The sequence below is a fragment of the Ignavibacteria bacterium genome, assembly GCA_025612375.1.
In the GTDB taxonomy this organism is placed as follows: domain Bacteria; phylum Bacteroidota; class Ignavibacteria; order Ignavibacteriales; family SURF-24; genus JAAXKN01.
Genome location: JAAXKN010000011.1, coordinates 58,094 through 78,298 on the forward strand (window position 1 = coordinate 58,094; position 20,205 = coordinate 78,298).

Annotated in this window: 12 protein-coding genes; 9 read left to right on the forward strand and 3 right to left on the reverse strand. The window is 43.9% G+C overall.

The genetic code is table 11. From position 1 onward, the window contains the following. Positions 1 to 29 precede the first annotated feature (29 nt). Positions 30 to 392, forward strand: coding sequence for a cupin domain-containing protein (locus HF312_09400; GenBank protein ID MCU7520416.1), 363 nt, complete (start codon positions 30 to 32; stop codon positions 390 to 392). 70 nt (positions 393 to 462) lie between these two features. Here HF312_09400 and HF312_09405 read toward each other — a convergent pair whose 3' ends face one another. Together HF312_09405 and pepF are read right to left on the reverse strand one after the other, a co-directional pair. Continuing rightward, positions 463 to 1,479, reverse strand: coding sequence for a guanosine monophosphate reductase (locus HF312_09405; protein ID MCU7520417.1), 1,017 nt, complete (start codon positions 1,477 to 1,479; stop codon positions 463 to 465). A gap of 89 nt (positions 1,480 to 1,568) precedes the next feature. After that, positions 1,569 to 3,428, reverse strand: coding sequence for an oligoendopeptidase F (pepF, locus tag HF312_09410; GenBank protein ID MCU7520418.1), 1,860 nt, complete (start codon positions 3,426 to 3,428; stop codon positions 1,569 to 1,571). A gap of 374 nt (positions 3,429 to 3,802) precedes the next feature. Here pepF and HF312_09415 point away from each other — a divergent pair, with 374 nt between their 5' ends. Further along, positions 3,803 to 6,538 (forward strand): PAS domain S-box protein, encoded by a 2,736-nt coding sequence (locus tag HF312_09415; GenBank protein MCU7520419.1) that lies wholly within the window; start codon positions 3,803 to 3,805, stop codon positions 6,536 to 6,538. Here HF312_09415 and corA read toward each other — a convergent pair. Then, positions 6,535 to 7,605 carry a magnesium/cobalt transporter CorA gene (corA, locus tag HF312_09420; GenBank protein MCU7520420.1) on the reverse strand — a complete coding sequence of 357 codons (1,071 nt, stop codon included), beginning with the start codon at positions 7,603 to 7,605 and terminating at the stop codon, positions 6,535 to 6,537. The genes HF312_09415 and corA overlap by 4 nt on opposite strands. Positions 7,606 to 7,728: 123 nt before the next feature. Between corA and HF312_09425 the strand changes: the two genes are divergently transcribed. From HF312_09425 to HF312_09455, 7 genes are all read left to right on the forward strand, one after another. After that, the gene (locus HF312_09425; protein MCU7520421.1) at positions 7,729 to 9,060 is read left to right on the forward strand and encodes a peptide MFS transporter; all 1,332 of its coding nucleotides are present in this window, start codon (positions 7,729 to 7,731) and stop codon (positions 9,058 to 9,060) included. Positions 9,061 to 9,264: 204 nt separating this feature from the next. Further along, positions 9,265 to 10,641 (forward strand): hypothetical protein, encoded by a 1,377-nt coding sequence (locus HF312_09430; GenBank protein ID MCU7520422.1) that lies wholly within the window; start codon positions 9,265 to 9,267, stop codon positions 10,639 to 10,641. Positions 10,642 to 10,727: 86 nt separating this feature from the next. Next, the gene (locus HF312_09435; GenBank protein MCU7520423.1) at positions 10,728 to 11,747 is read left to right on the forward strand and encodes an aldose 1-epimerase; all 1,020 of its coding nucleotides are present in this window, start codon (positions 10,728 to 10,730) and stop codon (positions 11,745 to 11,747) included. A gap of 305 nt (positions 11,748 to 12,052) precedes the next feature. Further along, positions 12,053 to 13,234, forward strand: a complete 1,182-nt coding sequence (gene wecB, locus HF312_09440; protein ID MCU7520424.1) for a UDP-N-acetylglucosamine 2-epimerase (non-hydrolyzing) — start codon at positions 12,053 to 12,055, stop codon at positions 13,232 to 13,234. A gap of 186 nt (positions 13,235 to 13,420) precedes the next feature. Then, positions 13,421 to 17,362 carry a DUF2334 domain-containing protein gene (locus HF312_09445; GenBank protein ID MCU7520425.1) on the forward strand — a complete coding sequence of 1,314 codons (3,942 nt, stop codon included), beginning with the start codon at positions 13,421 to 13,423 and terminating at the stop codon, positions 17,360 to 17,362. 177 nt (positions 17,363 to 17,539) lie between these two features. Continuing rightward, positions 17,540 to 18,868 carry a glycosyltransferase family 2 protein gene (locus HF312_09450; GenBank protein MCU7520426.1) on the forward strand — a complete coding sequence of 443 codons (1,329 nt, stop codon included), beginning with the start codon at positions 17,540 to 17,542 and terminating at the stop codon, positions 18,866 to 18,868. Next, positions 18,849 to 20,201, forward strand: coding sequence for a hypothetical protein (locus HF312_09455; protein ID MCU7520427.1), 1,353 nt, complete (start codon positions 18,849 to 18,851; stop codon positions 20,199 to 20,201). Before HF312_09450 ends, HF312_09455 begins: the two co-directional genes overlap by 20 nt. The last annotated feature ends 4 nt before the right edge of the window (positions 20,202 to 20,205 follow it).

The following is a 20,205-nucleotide window of genomic DNA, read 5'->3' on the forward strand; positions in this document are numbered from 1 at the left end:
TTATTTAATTATTTTAAGGAAATAAGTATATGAGTAAATATGAACTTCAAACCGCGCCATTCATTGTCCCGACAAATGACGGCAAACTTATAGAGGAACATTTCGGGAAGGCAAGCATCGATACCGGCGACTACAGCTTTGCCCATATGATAGCTCCTGCAGGCTGGAGCGAGCCTTTTCAGACGCCGGATTTTAATGAGATCACGTATGTAATTTCAGGAAGGAAAATTGTGGAGGTGGAAGGAAGAAAGATCCAGCTTTCAAGGAACGAGTCCATCTGCATAAAAAAAGGAACCAGGGTAAGGTACTCAAACCCCTTTGAGGAGCCGGTTGAATATGTTTCGGTATGCGTGCCGGCTTTTACAATGGACAGGGTAAAAAGAGAAGGCTGAAAGAAAGCCATAAAAGAAAAATGCCCTTAGTTTACTAAGGGCATTTTGCAGGAATTTATTTTCAGGACAATTATATCTTAGGAAGTCTTTCCAGGAATGAGCTGTTGCTGAGAACGGCAAAGGTTTCTGTTTTTCTCAGCTCTTCAAGGTTAAAGCAGTTCATATAGCTCATTGCGCTTTTCAGGCCGTCGGAGATTGCATCAATGACGCTTTTTACCTGGCCCTTATAAGGCACCATGGTTTCTTCGCCTTCAATGAATTCATTTCTCATTTTAACGCCGAAAGAAGCAGAGCCGCGGTATTTTTTCCAAAGCTGTCCGTTATATTTAATTACCTCGCTCGGGGTTTCCTTTGTACCGGCAAGCATACGTCCCAGCATCACGGCATCTGCTCCAAGAGCCATAGCCTTTGCCACGTCGCCAGGTGATTTGATACCGCCGTCGGCAATAATCTTAATCTTCAGGTTATCTTTTTTTCTTGAAAAGATCACATTCAATAAAGACGACACCTGACCGATGCCGATACCGGTCTGGATTGATGTAGTACAAACGCTACCGCTTCCTATTCCAACTCTTACTGCATCGGCTCCTGATTCCTCTAGCTGTTTTAATGAGGCTCCGTGGGCAATGTTTCCCACCATGATTTTTACACCAGGGAATCTTTTTTTAATCTCTTCGGTTTTATTCAGCACGGCCCTGTTATTTGCGTTAGCCGTATCTATACATATCACATAATTTCTTTCGGCAAGTTTTTCGACCACGTCCATTTCAGTATTAAGGGCAATTGAAACGCCGCGCAGGTTATGACCGTCTGTCCCGTTAAGAATGTGTGCAAGGGATGAATCAAACCTGTTCAGCACTCCAAGGCATCCCAGGGCTGTCAGCTCTTCTGCCATTGCAATTCCGGTAACAGTATCCATGGGACTGGAGACAACGGGCACTGCAAGATCCAGGCCCATAAAATTGCACTTGGTTGATGCTTCTGTACGGCTCTTAATTCTGGAAACTTCCGTAGGAATAAGACTTATATCGTCATAGGTCAGTGAAAAATGATACTCATTTAAGTCTTTTTTCGAGTAAATCTTCATCTTATTTCTCTTTTCGATGTTTTTTGACATTAAAAAGGCGAGATTTTACCTCGCCTTTTATTTTATTACCACGCAATATATGAGTTTAATTACTTCTGGTCAAGGAGCTTTTCCATTTCATCCAGAAGTTCGTTCATCTTGCTTATGGTCTGAAGTACCGGTTCACGTGAAGTCATATCGACGCCCGCCTTCTTAAGGACATTGATCGGGTAATCGCTGCTTCCGGCCTTAAGGAAATCAAGGTAGCGGTTGATTGCAGGCTGCCCTTCTTTTTTAATATTTGCCACTAGTGTCTGCGAGGCCGCAAGTCCCGTTGCGTACTGGTAGACGTAGAAGTTATAGTAAAAGTGAGGGATCCTGGCCCATGTATAATCCTCTTCCTCGTCAATAACCATATCAGGGCCCCAGTAGCGCTGTGTAATCTCGTGGTAGAGTGCATTAAGTTTATCGGGCGTAAGGGGTTCCCCTTTTTCCACCATGGAATGCACCATCTGTTCGTACTCGGCAAAGCAGGCCTGGCGGTAGAAAGTTGAGGTGATGTTAGTAAGATACTTTTCTAGCAGGGCAAGCTTTTCTTCCCTGGACTGTGAGTGCTGTATCAGGTAGTCCAATAAAAGAGCCTCATTAGCCGTTGAGGCCACCTCGGCAACAAAGATTGAATAATCGGCATAAGGGTAGGGCTGAGTCTGGCCCGTATAGAAAGAATGCATATTATGCCCCATTTCATGCGCAAGCGTAAAGACGTCATTTAACTGATTGTTCCAGTTAAGGAGGACATAAGGGTGTACGCCGTAAGTTGTGCCTGAAGAATATGCCCCGCTGCGCTTCCCCTTCGTTTCGTAGACGTCAACCCAGCGGTTATCGAAAGCACTCTTAAGATTGGCAATATAGTCGCTTCCCATGGGCTTAAGGGCTTCAAGGACCACTTCCTTGCCCTTTTCATAGTCATATTCTTTTTTAACTCCGGGAAACAAAGTAACATAGCTGTCGTAAATGTGCAGTTCCTTGAGTCCAAGCACTCTTTTCTTTATTGATGCCCAGCGGTGCAGGGGCTGAAGGTTTTCATTGATGCTTTTAATCAGGTTGTCGTATACTGCAACGGGTATATTATTAACGTCCAGTGCAGCTTCCCGGGAGGAATTGTAGCGGCGCGCCCTGGCATAAAAAACGTGAGTTTTAATGTTTCCCGAGAAAAGCGTGGAAAGCGTGTTCTTATACTCCTTAAAAGGTTTATAGAAGCCTGTGTACACTCTTTTTCTGTATTCGCGGTCTGTTGAGAAAAGTGCCGCCGAATACCTGCCGTGGGAGATCTGGACGTCCTGCCCTTCGGTGTCCTTAACAACGGGAAACTGCATCTCGGCGTCTGTAAAGACGTTAAATGTGCTGTATGGAATACGGCTTACTTCTGAGCCCATAGCAAGGAGCTCCTCTTGCTCTTTTGACAAAGTATGCTCTTTGGTTCTGAAGAGGTTATCGAACTGCTGCTTATAGAGCATGAGGCCGCCGGAGGATTTCATAAAATCCTTAATTTTCTCCTCCGCGATGCTCAGGATTTCAGGGCGAAGGAATGAGCTTAAGGCTGCAACTTTTGAAGAAAGGGCGCTTATTCTGTCGTATCTGGCCCTCGCCTCGCTATTTGCAAGATCGAGGTCCTTTGCAAGTGAAGAATAAAGGTAGAGCCTGGAAAGTTTAATTCCCATTTCATCGTCGAACTTCATTGCCTTCAGGAGCTCATCGGCAGAAGAGCCGAGTTTTCCCTGGAAATTCTGGTATCCCGCGGCATTTTCATCAACCCATTTGAAGTCCTTTTCCCACAGATTCTCTGTTTTATAAATATCCGAAAGGTTCCAGGTATACCTGGCCTCAATGTCACCTCTTGCGGGCAGGCTGCCTGTAACATCCTGAGCCATGATATCCCCTGAAGAAAGGACCGGAATAGATAATCTCATAAATAATCCTGCAGTTAAAAGAAAAAATAGTTTTGTTTTCATAGGCCGCTCTGTCCATTTTAATGAATAATTGAAAAGAAAGTTAATTCAAATAATCATTAAAATCGAGCGAGTTTATTAAATTAAGCAATCCGGGGTTTCTTCCGCAAGTACAGGAAAAGCAGTATCTTGACAAAAGCAGAACTTCCGCAGATTAATTCATAATTTTCCTATTTTTTTTGAAATAATTACTTAAATTTGTCCTGATAATATAAAAGTCCGATTTTCCAGAAAAAACAGGAGGAAAAGAATTTTTCACAAGGCTATTGTTTTTTACAAACTGTTTTTTTATCCTTTATGAAATTTTTACCATTTACCGGCATAATTATTCATCAATGACAACAAAAGATATTAAGTGCCTGCTAATAAATCCCGGTGCCCATAGAACTCTTTTGGGGGACGAGATCAGAAATAACGGAACATGTATCAGCATCATCCGGAAGCCTGATTATTCAGAGATGGAATTCTCTCACCAGGAGCCGGACTATGATGTATGTATTTTTTTTATCGGTAAAGATGAAGTCAATCCCGGAAAGTATTCAGAATTTCTCACCCGCTTAAATCCCCCGGCAATATTTATACTTGAGAACAAAGATTATGAGCTTGCCTACAGGCTTATGAAAGCCGGTGCCACGGAAACTGTTTTCCTGCAGGACGCCACGAATGAAGTAATTTCAGCCTCGGTAATAAAACTTCTGGACAAAAAAAACAGGACAGGCTCATCTCAGAGCTACAAGCCTTTTATAGATATGATGTGTTCCCTGTTTGAACCGACACGCCTTGGCTTTGCAGTTTTCGACATGTCGGGCTCAATGCTTCACTTCAATAGTTCATTTCAGCAGGTGCTTGGATTTAATAAAACAAGGCTTCTTTCGATGAAGCTTGAGGAAATATGCTACTCTGATTATGTTGATGAAGTTTATTATTATGACGACCTGGTAAGCGGGAAGATAAAGTGTTTTGAGCTGGAAAGGCCGCTTTACAACAAGGAAGGAAATTTAATCTGGTGCAGGATCTTTGTTAACCTCATAAAAGGCCGTGAAGGCAAGCCTGAGTTTATGGTTATGACCATGAACGATATAACAGAAAGAAAACAGTCCTTTCTGCAGCTTGAGAAAGAAAGATACTACCTTCAGAGGCTTATGGACAACATCCCTGACGCCATATACTTTAAGGATGCCGAGCACAGGTTTACAAAAGTAAGCAGGTATATTCACTTAAAAGGGATCAGCAATCCCGATCAGGCTATCGGGAAAACAGATTTTGATTTCTTTACGAAAGAGCACGCACAGGAAGCCTTCGATGATGAAGAAAGAATTTTAAGGACGGGAAAACCTGTAATCAACAAAGTTGAAAAAGAAACATTCCCCAACGGGGAGATCGCGTGGGTATCGACTACAAAGGCTCCGCTTTTTGACGCCGGGGGCAATGCAAACGGAATTGTTGGAATTTCCCGGGACGTAACGGAAATGAAGCTTTCCGAGGAAGCACTCTTAAAGTCGGAAGAACGCTACCGCAACCTTGTGGAATATATTCCCGATACAATTGCCGTTATTTGCGGGAATAAGATCGTCTATACGAATTCCGCCGGAATGAGCCTCCTGAAGGCTCCAAAGATGTCAGACATTCTTGAAGAAAGCATTTTCACCTTCATTCATTCGCATTATTTTCCAACTGCAAAGCGTTTTCTGGAGAGCATTTTATGCAGAAAAAAACCTGCAAGGGCTAACAGGGTAAAACTGATCACACTTTCAGGTGAAACCATTGACGCTGAAATTACCGGCTTACCCACGACATATAACGAAAAGCCTGCAATACAGCTCGTCATACGCGACATTACGGATCTTAAAAGGCAGGAGAGAATAAGGCAGACTACATTAAAGATTCTTCAGGCATCAAATTTTACGCAGACTACCGAAGAACTCTTCCGTTATATACATCAGGCAGTGGGAAGCCTGATGCCCGTAAATAATTTCTATATAGCACTTTACGACGAACAGAATCAGGTACTCTCCTTCCCCTACTGGGTAGACGAAGAAGATGAGCAGATGCTTCCTAAAAAGCCCGGAAGGGGCCTGACTGAATACGTTTTAAGAAGCGGCAAGGCCATGCTGCTTACTGAAGATGACGACCTTGAACTCCAGAAAAAAGGAGAAGTTGACCTGGTAGGCTCCCCTGCCAGGATCTGGCTGGGTGTTCCATTGCAGATAAAGGAAAAAACAATCGGAGCCATGGTTGTACAGGACTACACCAGGGAGGAAGCCTATACAGAAAACGACAAGGAAACTCTTGAGCTCATATCTTACCCTGTTTCACGCGCAATTGAAAGAAGGAAAAACGAAGAACAGATACTCGAATACGTGCAGCAGTTAAAGGAAACAAATGCAACAAAGGACAGATTCTTCTCCTTTATCTCCCACGATTTAAGGGGGCCGTTCTCCTCCCTGCTGGGATTCTCGGAGATGATGCTTGAGGATTTTGAAAGCCTCCCGCATGAGGACCTTAAAAGGTACCTGGAAATAATTAATGCCACTTCGAGGAATCTTTATAACCTCTTAAACAACCTGCTTCAGTTCTCAAGGTTCCAGACAGGAAGGGTGCAGTACAATCCTTCAGAATACAACCTGGGCGAACTTGTAAGTAAAAATGTGGATCTCCTGAGGGGCAATGCCCTGAAAAAAGGGATTCACCTTACTACAGAAACCACAATCAACAGAGCCGCATTTGTGGATGAGGAGATGATTAGCTCAGCCATTCAGAACCTTATAACAAACGCAGTTAAATTTACCCCCAGAAACGGAAGCATTACAGTAAAATGCGTGCAGATGGAAGGCGAAGACAAGGCCATGATTTCAGTATGCGACACGGGCGTGGGAATGGATAAGGATACTCTGGATAAGTTATTCCGCATCGAAGTAATACATTCCACAAGCGGAACAGAAAAAGAACCGGGAACAGGCCTGGGGCTCATTCTTACAAAAGAGTTTGTTGAAAAGAATAACGGAAGGATCTGGGTTCAAAGCACTCCCGGAAAAGGAAGCACATTCTGTTTTACGCTGCCACTTTCTTAAAACCATTTCTTCCTCTTGAAGTAGATAAAAAGTCCAAGGGAAACAAGAAACATTAAGAACAATACCATCGGGTAGCCCAGGTAGAAATTCAGCTCAGGCATGTTGTATTTGCTGATACCAGTATTGAAATTCATGCCATAGATGCCTGCAATAAAGTTCAGCGGTATGAAAAAAGTAGAGATGATGGTCAGAACTTTCATTATCTCATTAAGCTTATTGCTTACGCTGGAAAGGTAAATGTCCATTAGTCCCGCGGCCATTTCCCTGTAGTTTTCGTTTGTATCAATAAGCTGGACTATATGGTCGTAGAGGTCCCTCAGGTAAGGCTGTGTGGATTTTGAGATGAGTTCCGTCTCGGTTTTTTCGAGGCTGCTAATAACTTCTCTTAAAGGCCAGACGGCGCGTCTGATGATAATCATCTCCCCTTTTAACTTATAGATCTTCTCCAGCGTCTGCCTGGTGGGGTTTTCCACCAGTTCGTCTTCAACATTTTCAATCTCATCCCCTATTTTTTCAAGAACAGCGAAGTAGTTATCCAGAACAAAATCCAGGAGCCTGTAGGCAAGATAATCAGGTCCCAGTTCTCTTATTTTTCCCTTATTCTTCCTCAGATTTTCGCGCACCGTTTCAAACTCATCGGTTGCGTTTTCCTGAAAAGAGAGCACATAGTTTTTTCCTATTATGAGGCTCACCTGTTCGCTCAGGAGCGAACCGGACTGGAAGCCGAGCATTTTCATTACAATAAAGATATAGCTCCCGTTATCCTCTGCCTTCGGGCGGTGTGCGGTGTTCAGAATATCCTCCTGGGTAAGAGGATGTATGCCGAACTTGTCGCAGATATTCCCGATGGTCTCAGGAATATGGATTCCATCGACGTTAAGCCAGAGGATCCCCTCGCCGGAGGGTTTCAGCTCCTCCGGGCTCAGGATATTCTTTTCATAGAAATTCTCCCTGCCGTAGTGTGCGGCGTTAATTTTAATGCCGTTTCCCGTCCGGTCGCCCATATAAATGAGGCTTCCGGGCAGCTGGCCCACCTTTTTGCGCGAGTTCTTCAGGATTTTTTTCATTAGATTAAAGTCTGCGAAATTAAAAATTAACTACTCAGCAATTTAATAATTGTTGCTTATATTTGCTTTCAAATTCAAATAAAAATCCGAGGTATTGTGGAGACGTCCTTAAAAGAAGCATCAGTGACAGAAGAAGAGGCAAAGAAAGCCGGGAGGAAATGGAATTTTCCGTTTTCATTCTGGATATCAAACCTTGTCGAGCTTTTTGAACGCTCGGCCTATTATGCCGTATTCATTGCAATTACACTTTACCTGACGCGTGTAGTGGGGTATTCCGACATCTGGGCTGCGTGGATAGGAGGCATTTTTTCGGCAGGGCTTTATCTTCTTCCCCCTTTCAGCGGGGCATTTGCCGACAAGATTGGATTCAGGAAAGCAATCATACTTGCATTTGCACTGCTTTCAGCCGGCTACTTCACGCTGGGTGCCCTGCCGTACAAGGCAACAGTTCTGCCTGCAATTGTAATACTTATGATTGGCGGGTCGTTTATCAAGTCCATCATTACGGGTACGGTTGCCAAGACGACAAACGAGGCAAACCGCGCGCGCGCATTCTCCATTTTCTACGGCATGGTTAACGTGGGATCTTTCCTTGGGAAAACATTTGCTTATCCCTTAAGGCTCAAGTGGGGCTTAGAATCGATCAACTTCTATGCTGGTGCAATGACACTTCTGGCGCTCGTAGTTGTTTTTATTTTCTATAAGAATGTCGATCAGTCCTCTGAGACCAGAAAGATCAGGGAAATCTGGAAGAGCTTTACGAGTATACTGACGAACCTGAGGCTTTTGACTCTCATACTAATTATTACGGGCTTCTGGATAATCCAGTCGCAGCTTTATGCAACCATGCCAAAATACGTTTTAAGGACAGTGGGAGAAAGCGCCTCGCCGGAATGGATTGCAAACGTAAATCCTTTTGTAGTAATGACCTCGGTAGTATTTATTACCTCCCTTATGAGCAAGGTTAAGGCAATTACGAGCATGACGGTCGGCATGTTCCTCATGCCGGTCTCAGCCCTCTGCATGGCATCAAGCCCTCTGCTTTCGTCGTTAACCGGCGGAGAGGTTTCCTTCTTCGGGTTCTTCTCGGCTCATCCGGTAACAGTAATGATGATTATTGGTATTACTTTTCAGGGGTTTGCAGAATGTTTTATTTCCCCGCGCTATCTTGAGTTCTTCTCGCTTCAGGCGCCGAAAGGGGAAGAGGGGCTGTATATGGGTTTCAGCCACCTGCATTCATTTTTTGCATACCTTCTCGGCTTTGGAATCTCGGGTTATCTGCTTACAGCTTACGTGCCTGAGCGTGCGGGCCTGAGTGCCGAAGGGATAAAAACGGCATACCTTCACGCACATTATGTATGGTATTACTTTGCCGCAATAGGATTTACCGCTGCTGTTGCGCTGGTTATTTATAACAAGATAACAAGCCGCATGGATAAGAACCTTTCAAAATAGCCCCCGGGTGTTCTCTGCATGCAGATGCCCTGCCTTTGGCTTCTAACTGAGGCTTCAGGCTGAGGCTTCAGGCGGGCCATCTGCATGGCTTTGTTTACAGCAAAAGCAATTAGTTTTTTTATTCCGCTTTACTTTTCGCATTAATCTTCCGATTATAAAGTAGAATTGGGGATTTCTACTTTTTTTTTGGCGGAGAAAAATAATATGACAGATAAAAAGTTTCTTAACAGCGATGAGGTCTCGGAAATTATAGCAAAGCTGGGGCTTGAGTTTGCAGTTGTACACAACCCGGCACCTTTATATCCCGAAATCGAACTTTATCCGCTTGCTCCAAAGATAACAGCTCCACAGAAGGAACTCTCGGCTGTTTTAATGGACCTTGAAGGGACTGTCTGCTCAACACTGGATTTAAGGCTGCATGCACTTGAGAATACTGTCCGTTCAATAAGCGGCAGGCTGACAAAAGATGAGTGGAAAGGACTTGATCCCCTTATTGATCACCCGAACCTCACGGGAATAGGGACCCCGGAGCAGATCCGCTATCTCATACAGCGCTATCATAACTTTATAAAGCCTGAGGCGATGAAGGAAGCCTATCTGCATTCTGTACTCTGGACAATTATTTCGGGCCACAACGAGGAAAGGAAAGATGAATCCAGATACAGTCTGGAGCAGGTTGGCCTTGGGGAAATGTTAAAAGACAGTAAGCTTCAAGAGCTTATGCTTCAGAAAGAGTTTAATAAGTTTAATTCCAACCTTATCAGGAATTACTTTCTGCACAAATATGGCAGCCTGCTGTCAATAAAGAATTTTGAGGAGGCTGTACGGGCAGCTACAGAGATATTTTTCCAGAATTATCATCAGATGCTGGAGCTTGTCAAGTATGGTGAAGGGAGCAATCTGGCAGAAGAAGTTTCAGGCCAGAGCGAATTGCCGCTTATAAGGCCCCTGCCCTCAATCCCTGTACTCTTTGCCCTGGTAAAAGGATGGCTTGGGGAAGATATCAGCTATTTGTTTGATGAAATGAGAGAGGAGCTTAAGCAAAAAAGCAGCCAGGTTTACCGCATCAGCAGCCAGGAAGAAGCCAGAGAGAAGCTGGTTAAGCTTGGGAAGTTTTTAGAAACTCACCCCCTTAAGTTAGCCCTGGTCACCTCTTCAGGAGGCTATGAGGCAGACATCATACTGGTTGAACTTTTCAACGTCATTTCTCATGAGATAAGGAAATGGAAGATCCCGCAGGCAAAAAAAGAAATGCTCCTGGAAAAGTTTTCTGATTATAAAAACGTAGTTGATGTATTTATAACAGCAGACAAGGTCAGCAGGATCAGGCCAAAGCCTCACCGCGATCTTTTCAGCATTGCATTAAGCAGGCTCGGTATTCCGCATAGCACGTTCAGCCGCATACTGGGCTTTGAGGATTCTGAAAACGGGATCATCGCCCTGCGCGCCTCTGGAATTGGCCTTACGGCGGCGGTACCGGCAACGAGGAATTCGAGGCACGATCTTTCTGCGGCATCTTTCATACTGCAGGGGGGCATAACCGAAGCGTTATTAAACTATAATCTTTTTATAAGTTTGTAAAATAATCTTTTTTGCCGTAAGTATATTCAGTGGATTTTTTATAAATTTGTAATTAATATAAGCTATAGATTAACCCCGGAGCAGTTTTGAGCAGATACATACATACAGAAAGCAAATTCGGCAGTTTCAAAACTATAATCCTGAAAGACACGCTTTCGGGCAGCAGCGTTGAAATTGCACTCAGAGGCGCCACACTGCTGAATTTTTTTATCCCCTTAAAAAATAAGCTCTTCAACATCATTGACGGTTATCAGACCCCAAAGGAACTTGAAGAGCAAAGCGGAGCACGCTCATGCATTATGGCCCCCTTCTCCAACAGGATTGAAGGCGGGTTTTATGAATTTGATGACGCGCAGCACCAGATGTATAACCCCGTAAATCCGCAGCGCGAGGCGATCCACGGCTTTGCAAGGGTGATTGATTTTGAGGTAAAGAAAGTTACAACCGATGAACACAAGGCGGAACTTATACTCTTTACGAACAAGCTCAGGAAAGACGCCTTTAAGGGATATCCTTATGCGGTGGATGTTGAAGTAAAGTTTGTCCTAAAAGACAATGAGCTTCACGTTGATATTACAGGGCACAATAAAGGAACCGAAGCCGCCCCCTTCGGATCGGGCTGGCACCCTTACTTTAAGACCTCGGATGAAGGAGTGGACCACCTGGTTCTTACAATTCCCGCCTCCAGCGTTATAATTGTGGACGAGAAGCTGATACCATTAAGCGGAGAGGATGCATACTTGCCGATCAGTGAGATGCCGGAGGCTGACTTCCGTCCGTCGAAAGACATTTACCAGAATACAATAGGCGACAGAGAGGTAAACTACTGTTATGCGGACCTGCAGGCAGGCAGCGACGGTATAATAAGGTCCACAATAAGGGATCCCAAAAACGGTCTGAAGATTACGGTATTCCAGAAAGGCGGGGTGTTTTATGCCTATTCGGCAGATGAAGTCAAGTATCGCCCCAGGATGTCGATTGCCCTGGAGCCGGTACAGTACATTACAAATTCGTTTAACCGTCCGGAACTAAAAGACAAGATGACGCTGAAGCCCGGCTGTTCGGTTACTTTCAGTTTCGGAGTTATTACAGAAGTTCAGAAATAGCACATATTTATTCAGCAGGCTCCCCGGGATTTACCAGGGGAGCCTTTTTTATAAAAGGCATCTCTTCCCGCCGCTACCTTAAATTTACTTTTCAAATAAAAATTTTTTCTGAATAAAAATACTTTTCGAATAAAAAAGTTTTACTAATACCTCATCCTTAAAAAAGAAATTTGGTCTTTAATGCTCAATCAGGTAATTTTGAAGTGCGGAATTTTAGTGCATTTTTTTGTGCACTAAAATTCCGCGCAATTAATTACGACGATATACAATCAATATGCCCATTTAATATCATAAGGATGCGATAATTGAAAAAGATTGCAGTAATATTCGGCACACGTCCGGATACCATAAAAATGGCTCCAATTATACAGGAAATAAAGAAAAACAGTAAACAGTTTGAACTTTTAACCATTGCCACTGCCCAGCACAGGCAGATGCTCGACCAGGTTCTGCAGGTTTTTGACATTAAACCTGATTACGATCTGAACATCATGAAGCCGAAGCAGACGCTTGCTTCAATAACAAAAAACACGATCGAAGAGCTTGACAACGTCTTCAGCAAAGAAAAGCCCGACATGGTTTTAGTTCAGGGCGATACCACTACAACATTTGTAGGCAGCCTGGCCTCCTTCTACAGGCAGATACCCGTAGGTCACATTGAGGCGGGTCTGAGGACAAACGACAAGGCAAATCCCTTCCCCGAAGAAATAAACAGAAGACTTACGAGCTCAATTACCGAGCTTCACTTTGCCCCCACAGAAACGGCAAAAAAAGCACTCTTAAAAGAAAACATCGATCGCAAAACCGTATTTGTAACGGGAAACACGGTCATTGATGCCCTGAAGGTTTCAGTAAAGAAAAAATACAAGTTTTCGATAATGAAACTGAATGAACTTGTAGGCCAGAAGAAGAAAATCGTACTGCTTACCATGCACAGGAGAGAAAATTGGGGAGCTCCGATGCAGGGTGCCTGCGATGCGGTAAAAAGACTTGCCATGGCTTATCCGGAGCTGAACTTCGTGTTTCCGGTGCATCTTAACCCGATTGTCAGGGATGTCGTATTCCCTACACTGGACAAGATTGAAAATGTGCACCTGATAGAGCCTTTGGATTACATGGACTTCGTAAACCTTATGGCGAAATCCTACCTGATCATAACGGATTCAGGCGGTGTTCAGGAGGAAGGGCCGCACTTCGGCATTCCGATTCTTGTATTAAGAAAAGTTACCGAACGCCCGGAGGCCGTAAAGTACGGGACTGTGAGACTGGTCGGCCTGGATGAAAACAAGATCTATTCAACGGCAAAAAAACTTATAGATGATAAAACATACTATAATAAGATAGCTTCAGCTGTTAACCCTTATGGCGACGGCCTCTCGGCAAAAAGAACGGTTCAGATTATAAAGAACTATTTCGGCCTCTCCAAAGCTGCGGTAAATGAATTCATCCCCAAAGCCGGAAATAAAAAATCCGGAAACAAAAAGTAAAGCCTGCGGTAAAACCTGGCATAAAAACTGCACTTTTATAAAAAAAGCGTGCTGTTTTTATGGAAATTCAGCTCTTTGGGCCCGATCGGGCTCAAAGAGCAGGAAATTTTTACATGTAAATTTTTCCGGTGGTCATTCTACTTCTTTATTAAAAAAGGACCCTTTATACACTTTAATGAAAAGCGCATGAAACATATTAAAATACTCTTTCTTCTACTACTCACATTACTGGCTGTCTCACCAAGCTTTGCAGCAGGAAATGGGAATAAGAAAATACTGATAGTTGTTCAGGGCAGTTCAAACCTCAGAAATTATGCCATTGGCGATGCCAGACAGCTGGCGGCCCTGCTTGGACATTTTCAGACTGATGTCACCTACAAGGGCATGGACGATTACAAGCCCAGGGAATTAAACAGCTACGATTACACATTTTATATCGGTTTTTATGTAAAAGACCCCGTACCTCAGAAGTTTGCTGATGACGTCATAAGGACGAACAAGCCGGTCATATGGATGAACACCGGCATGGCTGAAAGCTCAAATAATAAAACTTTCAAAAATAAGTACGGCTTCTCGGTCTCAAGAATCGATTCCTCTTACCAGTTTGACCAGGTAAAGGCAAACAAAAAGATTTTTACCAAAGGGGAAGGCAAAAACAACATTATTGAAATCTCCGACAGGAAAAAAGTTGTTGTAATGGCTACGGCATATTCCACAAAAAAGAAAATGGAAGTGCCGTACATCATAAAGTCTGATAACCTGATCTACATTGCCGACTCGCCTTTTTCCTATGCTACCGAAACCGACAGGTATCTTCTTTTTGCAGATATGCTTCATGACATTCTGCATGAAAATCACGAGAGCTCTCATTCAGCCATACTAAGAATTGAAGACATAAACCCCACAGACAGCCCGGACAAGATAAGAGAAGTGGTGGATGTACTCTCGGAGCGCGGTATACCTTTTCTTGTCGGCGTAATCCCATTTTATGTAAATCCTGGCGATGGCACAAGGCTCAGCCTTTCGGACAAGCCCGACCTGGTGGATGCTCTTAAGTATGCCGTAAGAAACGGCGGGTCAATCGTCATGCACGGCTCGACTCACCAGTACAGGGGCATTACAGCAGGAGACTTCGAATTCTGGGACGGCAATGCAGACAAGGTTATAAAAAACCAGACAGAAGCAGACATAAGGCAGAAGATTGAAATGGGCATTCAGGAGCTAATGAAAAACGGCCTCTACCCTGTTGCCTGGGAGACGCCGCACTATACGGCTTCTTTCCTTCTTTATAAAACAGTAAGCCAGTACTTCTCTACTGCAGTTGAACAGAGGCTCGCAATTGAAAGCTCAGACTACAGCCAGTACTTCCCTTACGTCATAAATAAAGATCTTTTCGGGCAGAAGATATTTCCCGAAAACCTGGGATACATTCCTCTTGACAAGGATATTAACGTAAGCCGCAAGTACGTGCAGAATATAATTAAGGGGGCAAAGGTAAACCTTAATGTCAGGGACGGCTTTGCAGCCTGCTTTTTCCATTCATTTCTGGACGTGAGCCTCTTAAAAGAGCTCGTTGACGGGGTGCGTGCCCTTGGCTACAACTACATAGACCTGAAGGATTACAATAACTGGGTAAGAACCAATAACAGGATAATACTTACCGGTTCGCAGGATTATTCAGTAAAATTAAACGATCAGTTTCTTACCGAGTCTTACATAAACGATAAAGGCGAGGTAGAAAAGAAAACCATTTCAGATAAGAAGCTCTCGGGCCTTATAACAAAAAACATCAAGCTTCAGCCCGGGGAGCTTTACAAGGCTGAACCTATAGAGTTCAAGGAATATGAACCTTCATTTTTTGAAAAGCTGGTAAATTTCTTCAAAAAGATTTACAACAGTCTTTTTCATACAGATGAAAAATGGCGCAATGCCGAGGTTGCAGTTCTCTGGAACCACTATGCCAACGGCGCGGCATATAACGACCAGGCCTCACTGGTTGCAGCTTTCAAGAGCGTTAACATAAATGTCGATACGATATTTACAGGAGAGGCAATCAACCCCAAAGGCTACAGCCTGCTTATTGTTCCTTACGCCGCAGTAGACTCGCTTCAGCCCAAGGATTACGACATAATTACACAGTACGTTGAGCAGGGCGGCAACCTGATTACCGATACTAAGAATGAAGTTGCAAAGGAACTGGGAATTAAGTTCAGCCAGACCAGAATAAAAGTTCATGGAATAAGGGATAAGTTCTTCATGGAAGAGAAGATATTCTGGAGAGAAGGCGAGCTTATGAACAAGCTGGAAATTGAGGACAAAGTTGACGAGATATTCTCCACGGACGAAATGACGGGAGCACCTGTTGAGATCGGCAAGCCGTTCGGCAAAGGAAAGGTTCTGTTCTTAGGCTCAAGGTTTGATCCCCTTTCGCAGCACGGGTACAGCCTTTACCCGTTCCTGCTCGAACACGTCAGAAAGTACTTCCAGTTAAGGCCCGCAGTAAGGCGCGACAACCTGGAGGTATACTTCGATCCCGGATTCAGGCACACTACGAGCACAGAGGATCTGGTCAAGCAGTGGGTACACGAGGGTATAAGAATAATTCATGTTGCAGGCTGGCACCAGTATCCCAAGTATACTTATGATTACAAGAAACTAATTGAGCTGGCACATGCCAACGGAATACTGGTTTATGCATGGCTGGAGCCCCCGCAGGTAAGCCTGAAGTTTTACCAGGAGCATCCGGAGTGGAGAGAGAAAAACTACAAGGGTGAGGATGTAAGGCCTTCGTGGCGCTATCCTGTTGCTCTTACCGATCAGGAGTGCCTGAAGGCAATGACGACGGAGTTTACCAGGTTCCTGGGATCGTATCAGTGGGACGGCGTAAACCTGGCAGAGCTTTATTTCGAGGCCGGTAAAGGGCTGGAGAATCCGAACCTTTACACTCCGATGCATGAAAGCGCACAGAAGGAGTTCAAACAGAGATATAATCTGGATTTGAAGAAGATCTTTACTCCCGGAACGGCTTCATACTGGAAGACCAACCCCGTCGTAAAGTCTCTTGTGACAGAGTACAGGATAAACAAGCTTTCAGAAGTCTATGAAAGGCTTCTTACAGCATTTAACGCCTTCGCACAGAAGAAGAAGGGCTTTCAGGTAATTGTAACTGCGATGGACAGCTACGGGTCTCCTGAGTTAAAGGATTATATAGGCGTCGATATGACGAGCATAATTTCACTGCAGAAAAAGCATAATTTCCTCCTGCAGGTAGAAGATCCGCAGAACCTCTGGTCAACCGACCCGATGCGTTATGTTGAAATAGGAAGGAAGTATAATAGCTTGATCGGCGACAGCACAAAGCTGCTTCTGGACTTAAACATACTTACATTCAGAAACAACGAGTCTCTGGCAACCCCCTTCCCGACAGAGATACAGACCGGAACGGAAAGCTTCCTTCTTGTAAAAGCAGCCTCCATGGGAGCACCAAGACTAACCATTTATGCCGAGTCGAGCGTAAATCCGCAGGATATGTTCTTCCTGCCTTATGCCCTTGCAAGCAAGGTTGAGTACCGTTTTACAGGAGACGGATATGAGGTAAACTCGCCCTACTCATTTACAATTCGTCTTCCGAAGGACATAAAGGAAATTCTGCTCGACGGAAGCCCAATTGCGCCTTCGAGGGAGAATTCATATCTGATTCCGGCAGGAAAGCATTTTATAAAGCTCAACATGAATATCACAAATACATTCTCCACGCATGAGCTTCAGACAAGGATCATGTCATTTACGGGCAATATCCTTTCTGTCGCATATGGAATGCAGGGGATAAAATTTGAATACGATTCTGAGGCGCGGAACGTTATTTCCCTCAACCGTGAGCCGACCAGTGTTAAGGTTGACGGACACGATTACAGCTTTACGGTATTGAAAGGAAGCGACTGCTACAGCATATACCTGCCCACAGGGCGCCACCAGGTGGAACTGGTTGCAGGAGATGCGTTCTCTTACGGGATCAACCTGACAAGCTTATGGTCATCTAACGGAATTGCAATTTTCGGATCAATTGCAATCATGATGCTCATGGTAATGTACTTTACGATGAAAATATATAAAAGGAAATACCGTTAAATTAAGCCGCAGGCACTAAAATCCTCTGATTGGAAATAATGGTCTGATGTTTTTGAAGAGGTTTGGTCTTGGAGGTGCATAAAACTTTTTAGCCGTTGGGAAAAACGGGTTTTAGTGCCTGTGGTTTTTAATAAAAGTAATACTTACTACTCTACTATTTTAATTAAAGGAAAATCAATGTCAGTCTTAGAAGTAGATTTAAGCTTTTTATTTGTCGTTGCTGTCATTCTGATATGGTTCATGATCGGCTATCAGTTTATACTGACCGTATACGGCTATTTCAACTATATGAAGAGCCTGAAGGAGAAGAAGGAAGTTGACGCTAAAGAATATGACCTCCCTTCCTGCACCATTCTTATTCCTGCTCATAATGAAGATAAGGTAATCGGACAAACGATTGAAGCAATGTTAAGGTTGAATTATCCAAAAGACAAGCTTGAAATAATTGTTATCAATGACGGATCGAAAGACAGGACTAAAGAGATCATACAGCATTATGCATCTTTAGACAGCCGCGTGGTTCTTTTTGACGTTCCCAAGGGCGAAGGCGGAAAGGGAAAAAGCCGCGCGCTTAACCTCGGGATCAGGCAGGCTAAAAACGATATCATAGCCATTTATGATGCCGACAACACCCCGGATGCGAATGCACTAAGGTACCTGGTAATTCAGCTTACAACACATAAGGACCTGGGTGCGGTGCTCGGGAAATTCAGAACAGTAAACAAAAACACAAACCTTCTTACAAAGTTCATCAATATTGAAACCCTCAGCTTCCAGTCGATGCTTCAGGCAGGACGCTGGCAGATGCACAGGATAGCAACATTGCCAGGGACAAACTTTGTAATGTGGAAGTGGCTCATATACAAGCTCGGAGGATGGGATGAAGAAGCCCTCACTGAAGACTCAGAGCTCAGCATAAGAATTTACCAGGAAGGCTACAAAATTAAGTTTATCCCCTATTCAATTACATACGAACAGGAGCCGCAGGAGTGGAAGGTCTGGATAAAGCAGCGCATGAGATGGGTCAGGGGCAACAACTACGTAATTGCAAAGTTCTTCAAGCAGATACCGAAGTTCAAGAACAAGCGTCTGGCTTTTGATCTTTTATACAACCTTTCTCTTTATTACGTATTTTTTGCCGCAATTCTGATTTCTGACGTTCTTTTCATAATCAGTGCTTTGAACCTGGTCAGTATTGCACTTCCCGGCCCTTACACTTTTGTTTGGATCATGGCGTTCTTCCTGTTTATTCTTGAAATTACGCTTGCCATATCTTTTGACGAGGAAGAAAGCATAAAGAATATATTTCTCATAGTGCTAAGTTATTTCAGCTACTGCCAGCTTTGGATATATATTGTTGTGAAGGCCATTTATTCAGAATACATAAAAAGAGAAAAACGCACCTGGGATAAAACAGTGAGGTTTGAAGTAAAGCCCTCGCAGATTACTCAGCCCCAGGTGGAAACAACAAAAAAGGAGCTTAAGGATGAACTGCAAAGCAAATAAGACACTGCTAATAGCCGCAGCCATTATAGTTTTATTTTCTTCGAAGGCATTTCCGCAGTTTTCATTTTACGGCAACACGAGCTTCGGTTATTATAATAATCCACTTTATAATTACCAGAGGAAGCCCGATCAGCTAAGGCAATCGTATCTGGAGATGAATTACCTGAAAGATTTTGAGGCTTCAAGGCTTTCTTTCAGCTACGTCTCGGGCCTTATGCTTTTTAACCAGTTAAGCGACAGAAATTTTTACGAGCACAACATTTTCGCCAAATATAACCTGAGGCTAACAAAGAAGCCTTCGGCCGGCTTGGAAAAAGGGGCTGCTCCCATGGATGAAGAAGCCTCAGAAGGTGATGATTCCACGTCAACAGAGTCTGAGGAGATAGAGCCCGCAGAAGAGGAAGAATCGGCAGAAAGCGTAACGGAAGACTCCAGCGCCAGCTACCTCAACTTTACTCTTCAGGCAGGAGCAAGGCACGACAAAGATGCATTCAGGGAATTTGACAACTTCGGCACCGGGTTTACTGCGTCGTATAAAACCGTTCCCGGAGACCTCTTCTCGCTCAGGATTACAAATTCCGCAGGACTGAGAAGTTACGCCTATATTTCTGAACTTTCCAACTTTACAGACCAGCTCTCCGTTCAGATATATAACAGATATAACGTATCCTATCAGTACGGCCTCTCACTTTCAGGAGGCATAAAGTATTACACACAGTCGATCTACGACACGACAAAGTTTGAGACCAAAAGAAGCTTCAACCAGAAGAGCCAGGGTAAAGGCAAGCTCGGATCAAAGATAACGGTCCCATCATCAAAGCAGATACTCCTGGAGCCACAGGAAAACGGCACCTCGCAGTTTACGGCAGGAGTATTTTTTAATAAAAGGTGGGAAAGCCAGACGGCATTAAGAACCCTCTTCCTTTACAGGTATAACCCCAAGACCCTGACCAGGTATCTGGCACAATACGCCAACACGTCAATGCTTTCAGAAGATTTATACAATGACTTCTTCAGCTATGAGGGCTTTGAATCGAAAATTGCCGTGGACCAGCCCCTGCCATGGAATATGCAGATGTCTATGGAATACAACTTCCAGCAGAAGAACTTTGAAGCGCCTGCTTTGAACCTGGACGGTGTGCAGATAAATAATGAAAAACGCAATGACCTGACCAATTCAGTAGAAGTATACGTTTCTAAAAACTTTACACTTTTCCCTGGCTTCAGCCTCGACGTAATGCTCGGCACCGGAGTCTTAAGAAACCAGTCGAACGATGACTATAACGATTTTTCATCTTATCATTTCACGGGCACAATAGGAATAGGATTCTAAGAGA

What these genes read in the sequence shown, in the direction of transcription:
- HF312_09400 (MCU7520416.1), top strand. Translation starts at nt 30, where the DNA reads ATGAGTAAATATGAACTTCAAACCGCGCCATTCATTGTCCCGACAAAT.
- HF312_09405 (MCU7520417.1), bottom strand. Translation starts at nt 1,479, where the DNA reads ATGAAGATTTACTCGAAAAAAGACTTAAATGAGTATCATTTTTCACTG.
- pepF (MCU7520418.1), bottom strand. Translation starts at nt 3,428, where the DNA reads ATGAGATTATCTATTCCGGTCCTTTCTTCAGGGGATATCATGGCTCAG.
- HF312_09415 (MCU7520419.1), top strand. Translation starts at nt 3,803, where the DNA reads ATGACAACAAAAGATATTAAGTGCCTGCTAATAAATCCCGGTGCCCAT.
- corA (MCU7520420.1), bottom strand. Translation starts at nt 7,605, where the DNA reads ATGAAAAAAATCCTGAAGAACTCGCGCAAAAAGGTGGGCCAGCTGCCC.
- HF312_09430 (MCU7520422.1), top strand. Translation starts at nt 9,265, where the DNA reads ATGACAGATAAAAAGTTTCTTAACAGCGATGAGGTCTCGGAAATTATA.
- HF312_09445 (MCU7520425.1), top strand. Translation starts at nt 13,421, where the DNA reads ATGAAACATATTAAAATACTCTTTCTTCTACTACTCACATTACTGGCT.
- HF312_09450 (MCU7520426.1), top strand. Translation starts at nt 17,540, where the DNA reads ATGTCAGTCTTAGAAGTAGATTTAAGCTTTTTATTTGTCGTTGCTGTC.
- HF312_09455 (MCU7520427.1), top strand. Translation starts at nt 18,849, where the DNA reads ATGAACTGCAAAGCAAATAAGACACTGCTAATAGCCGCAGCCATTATA.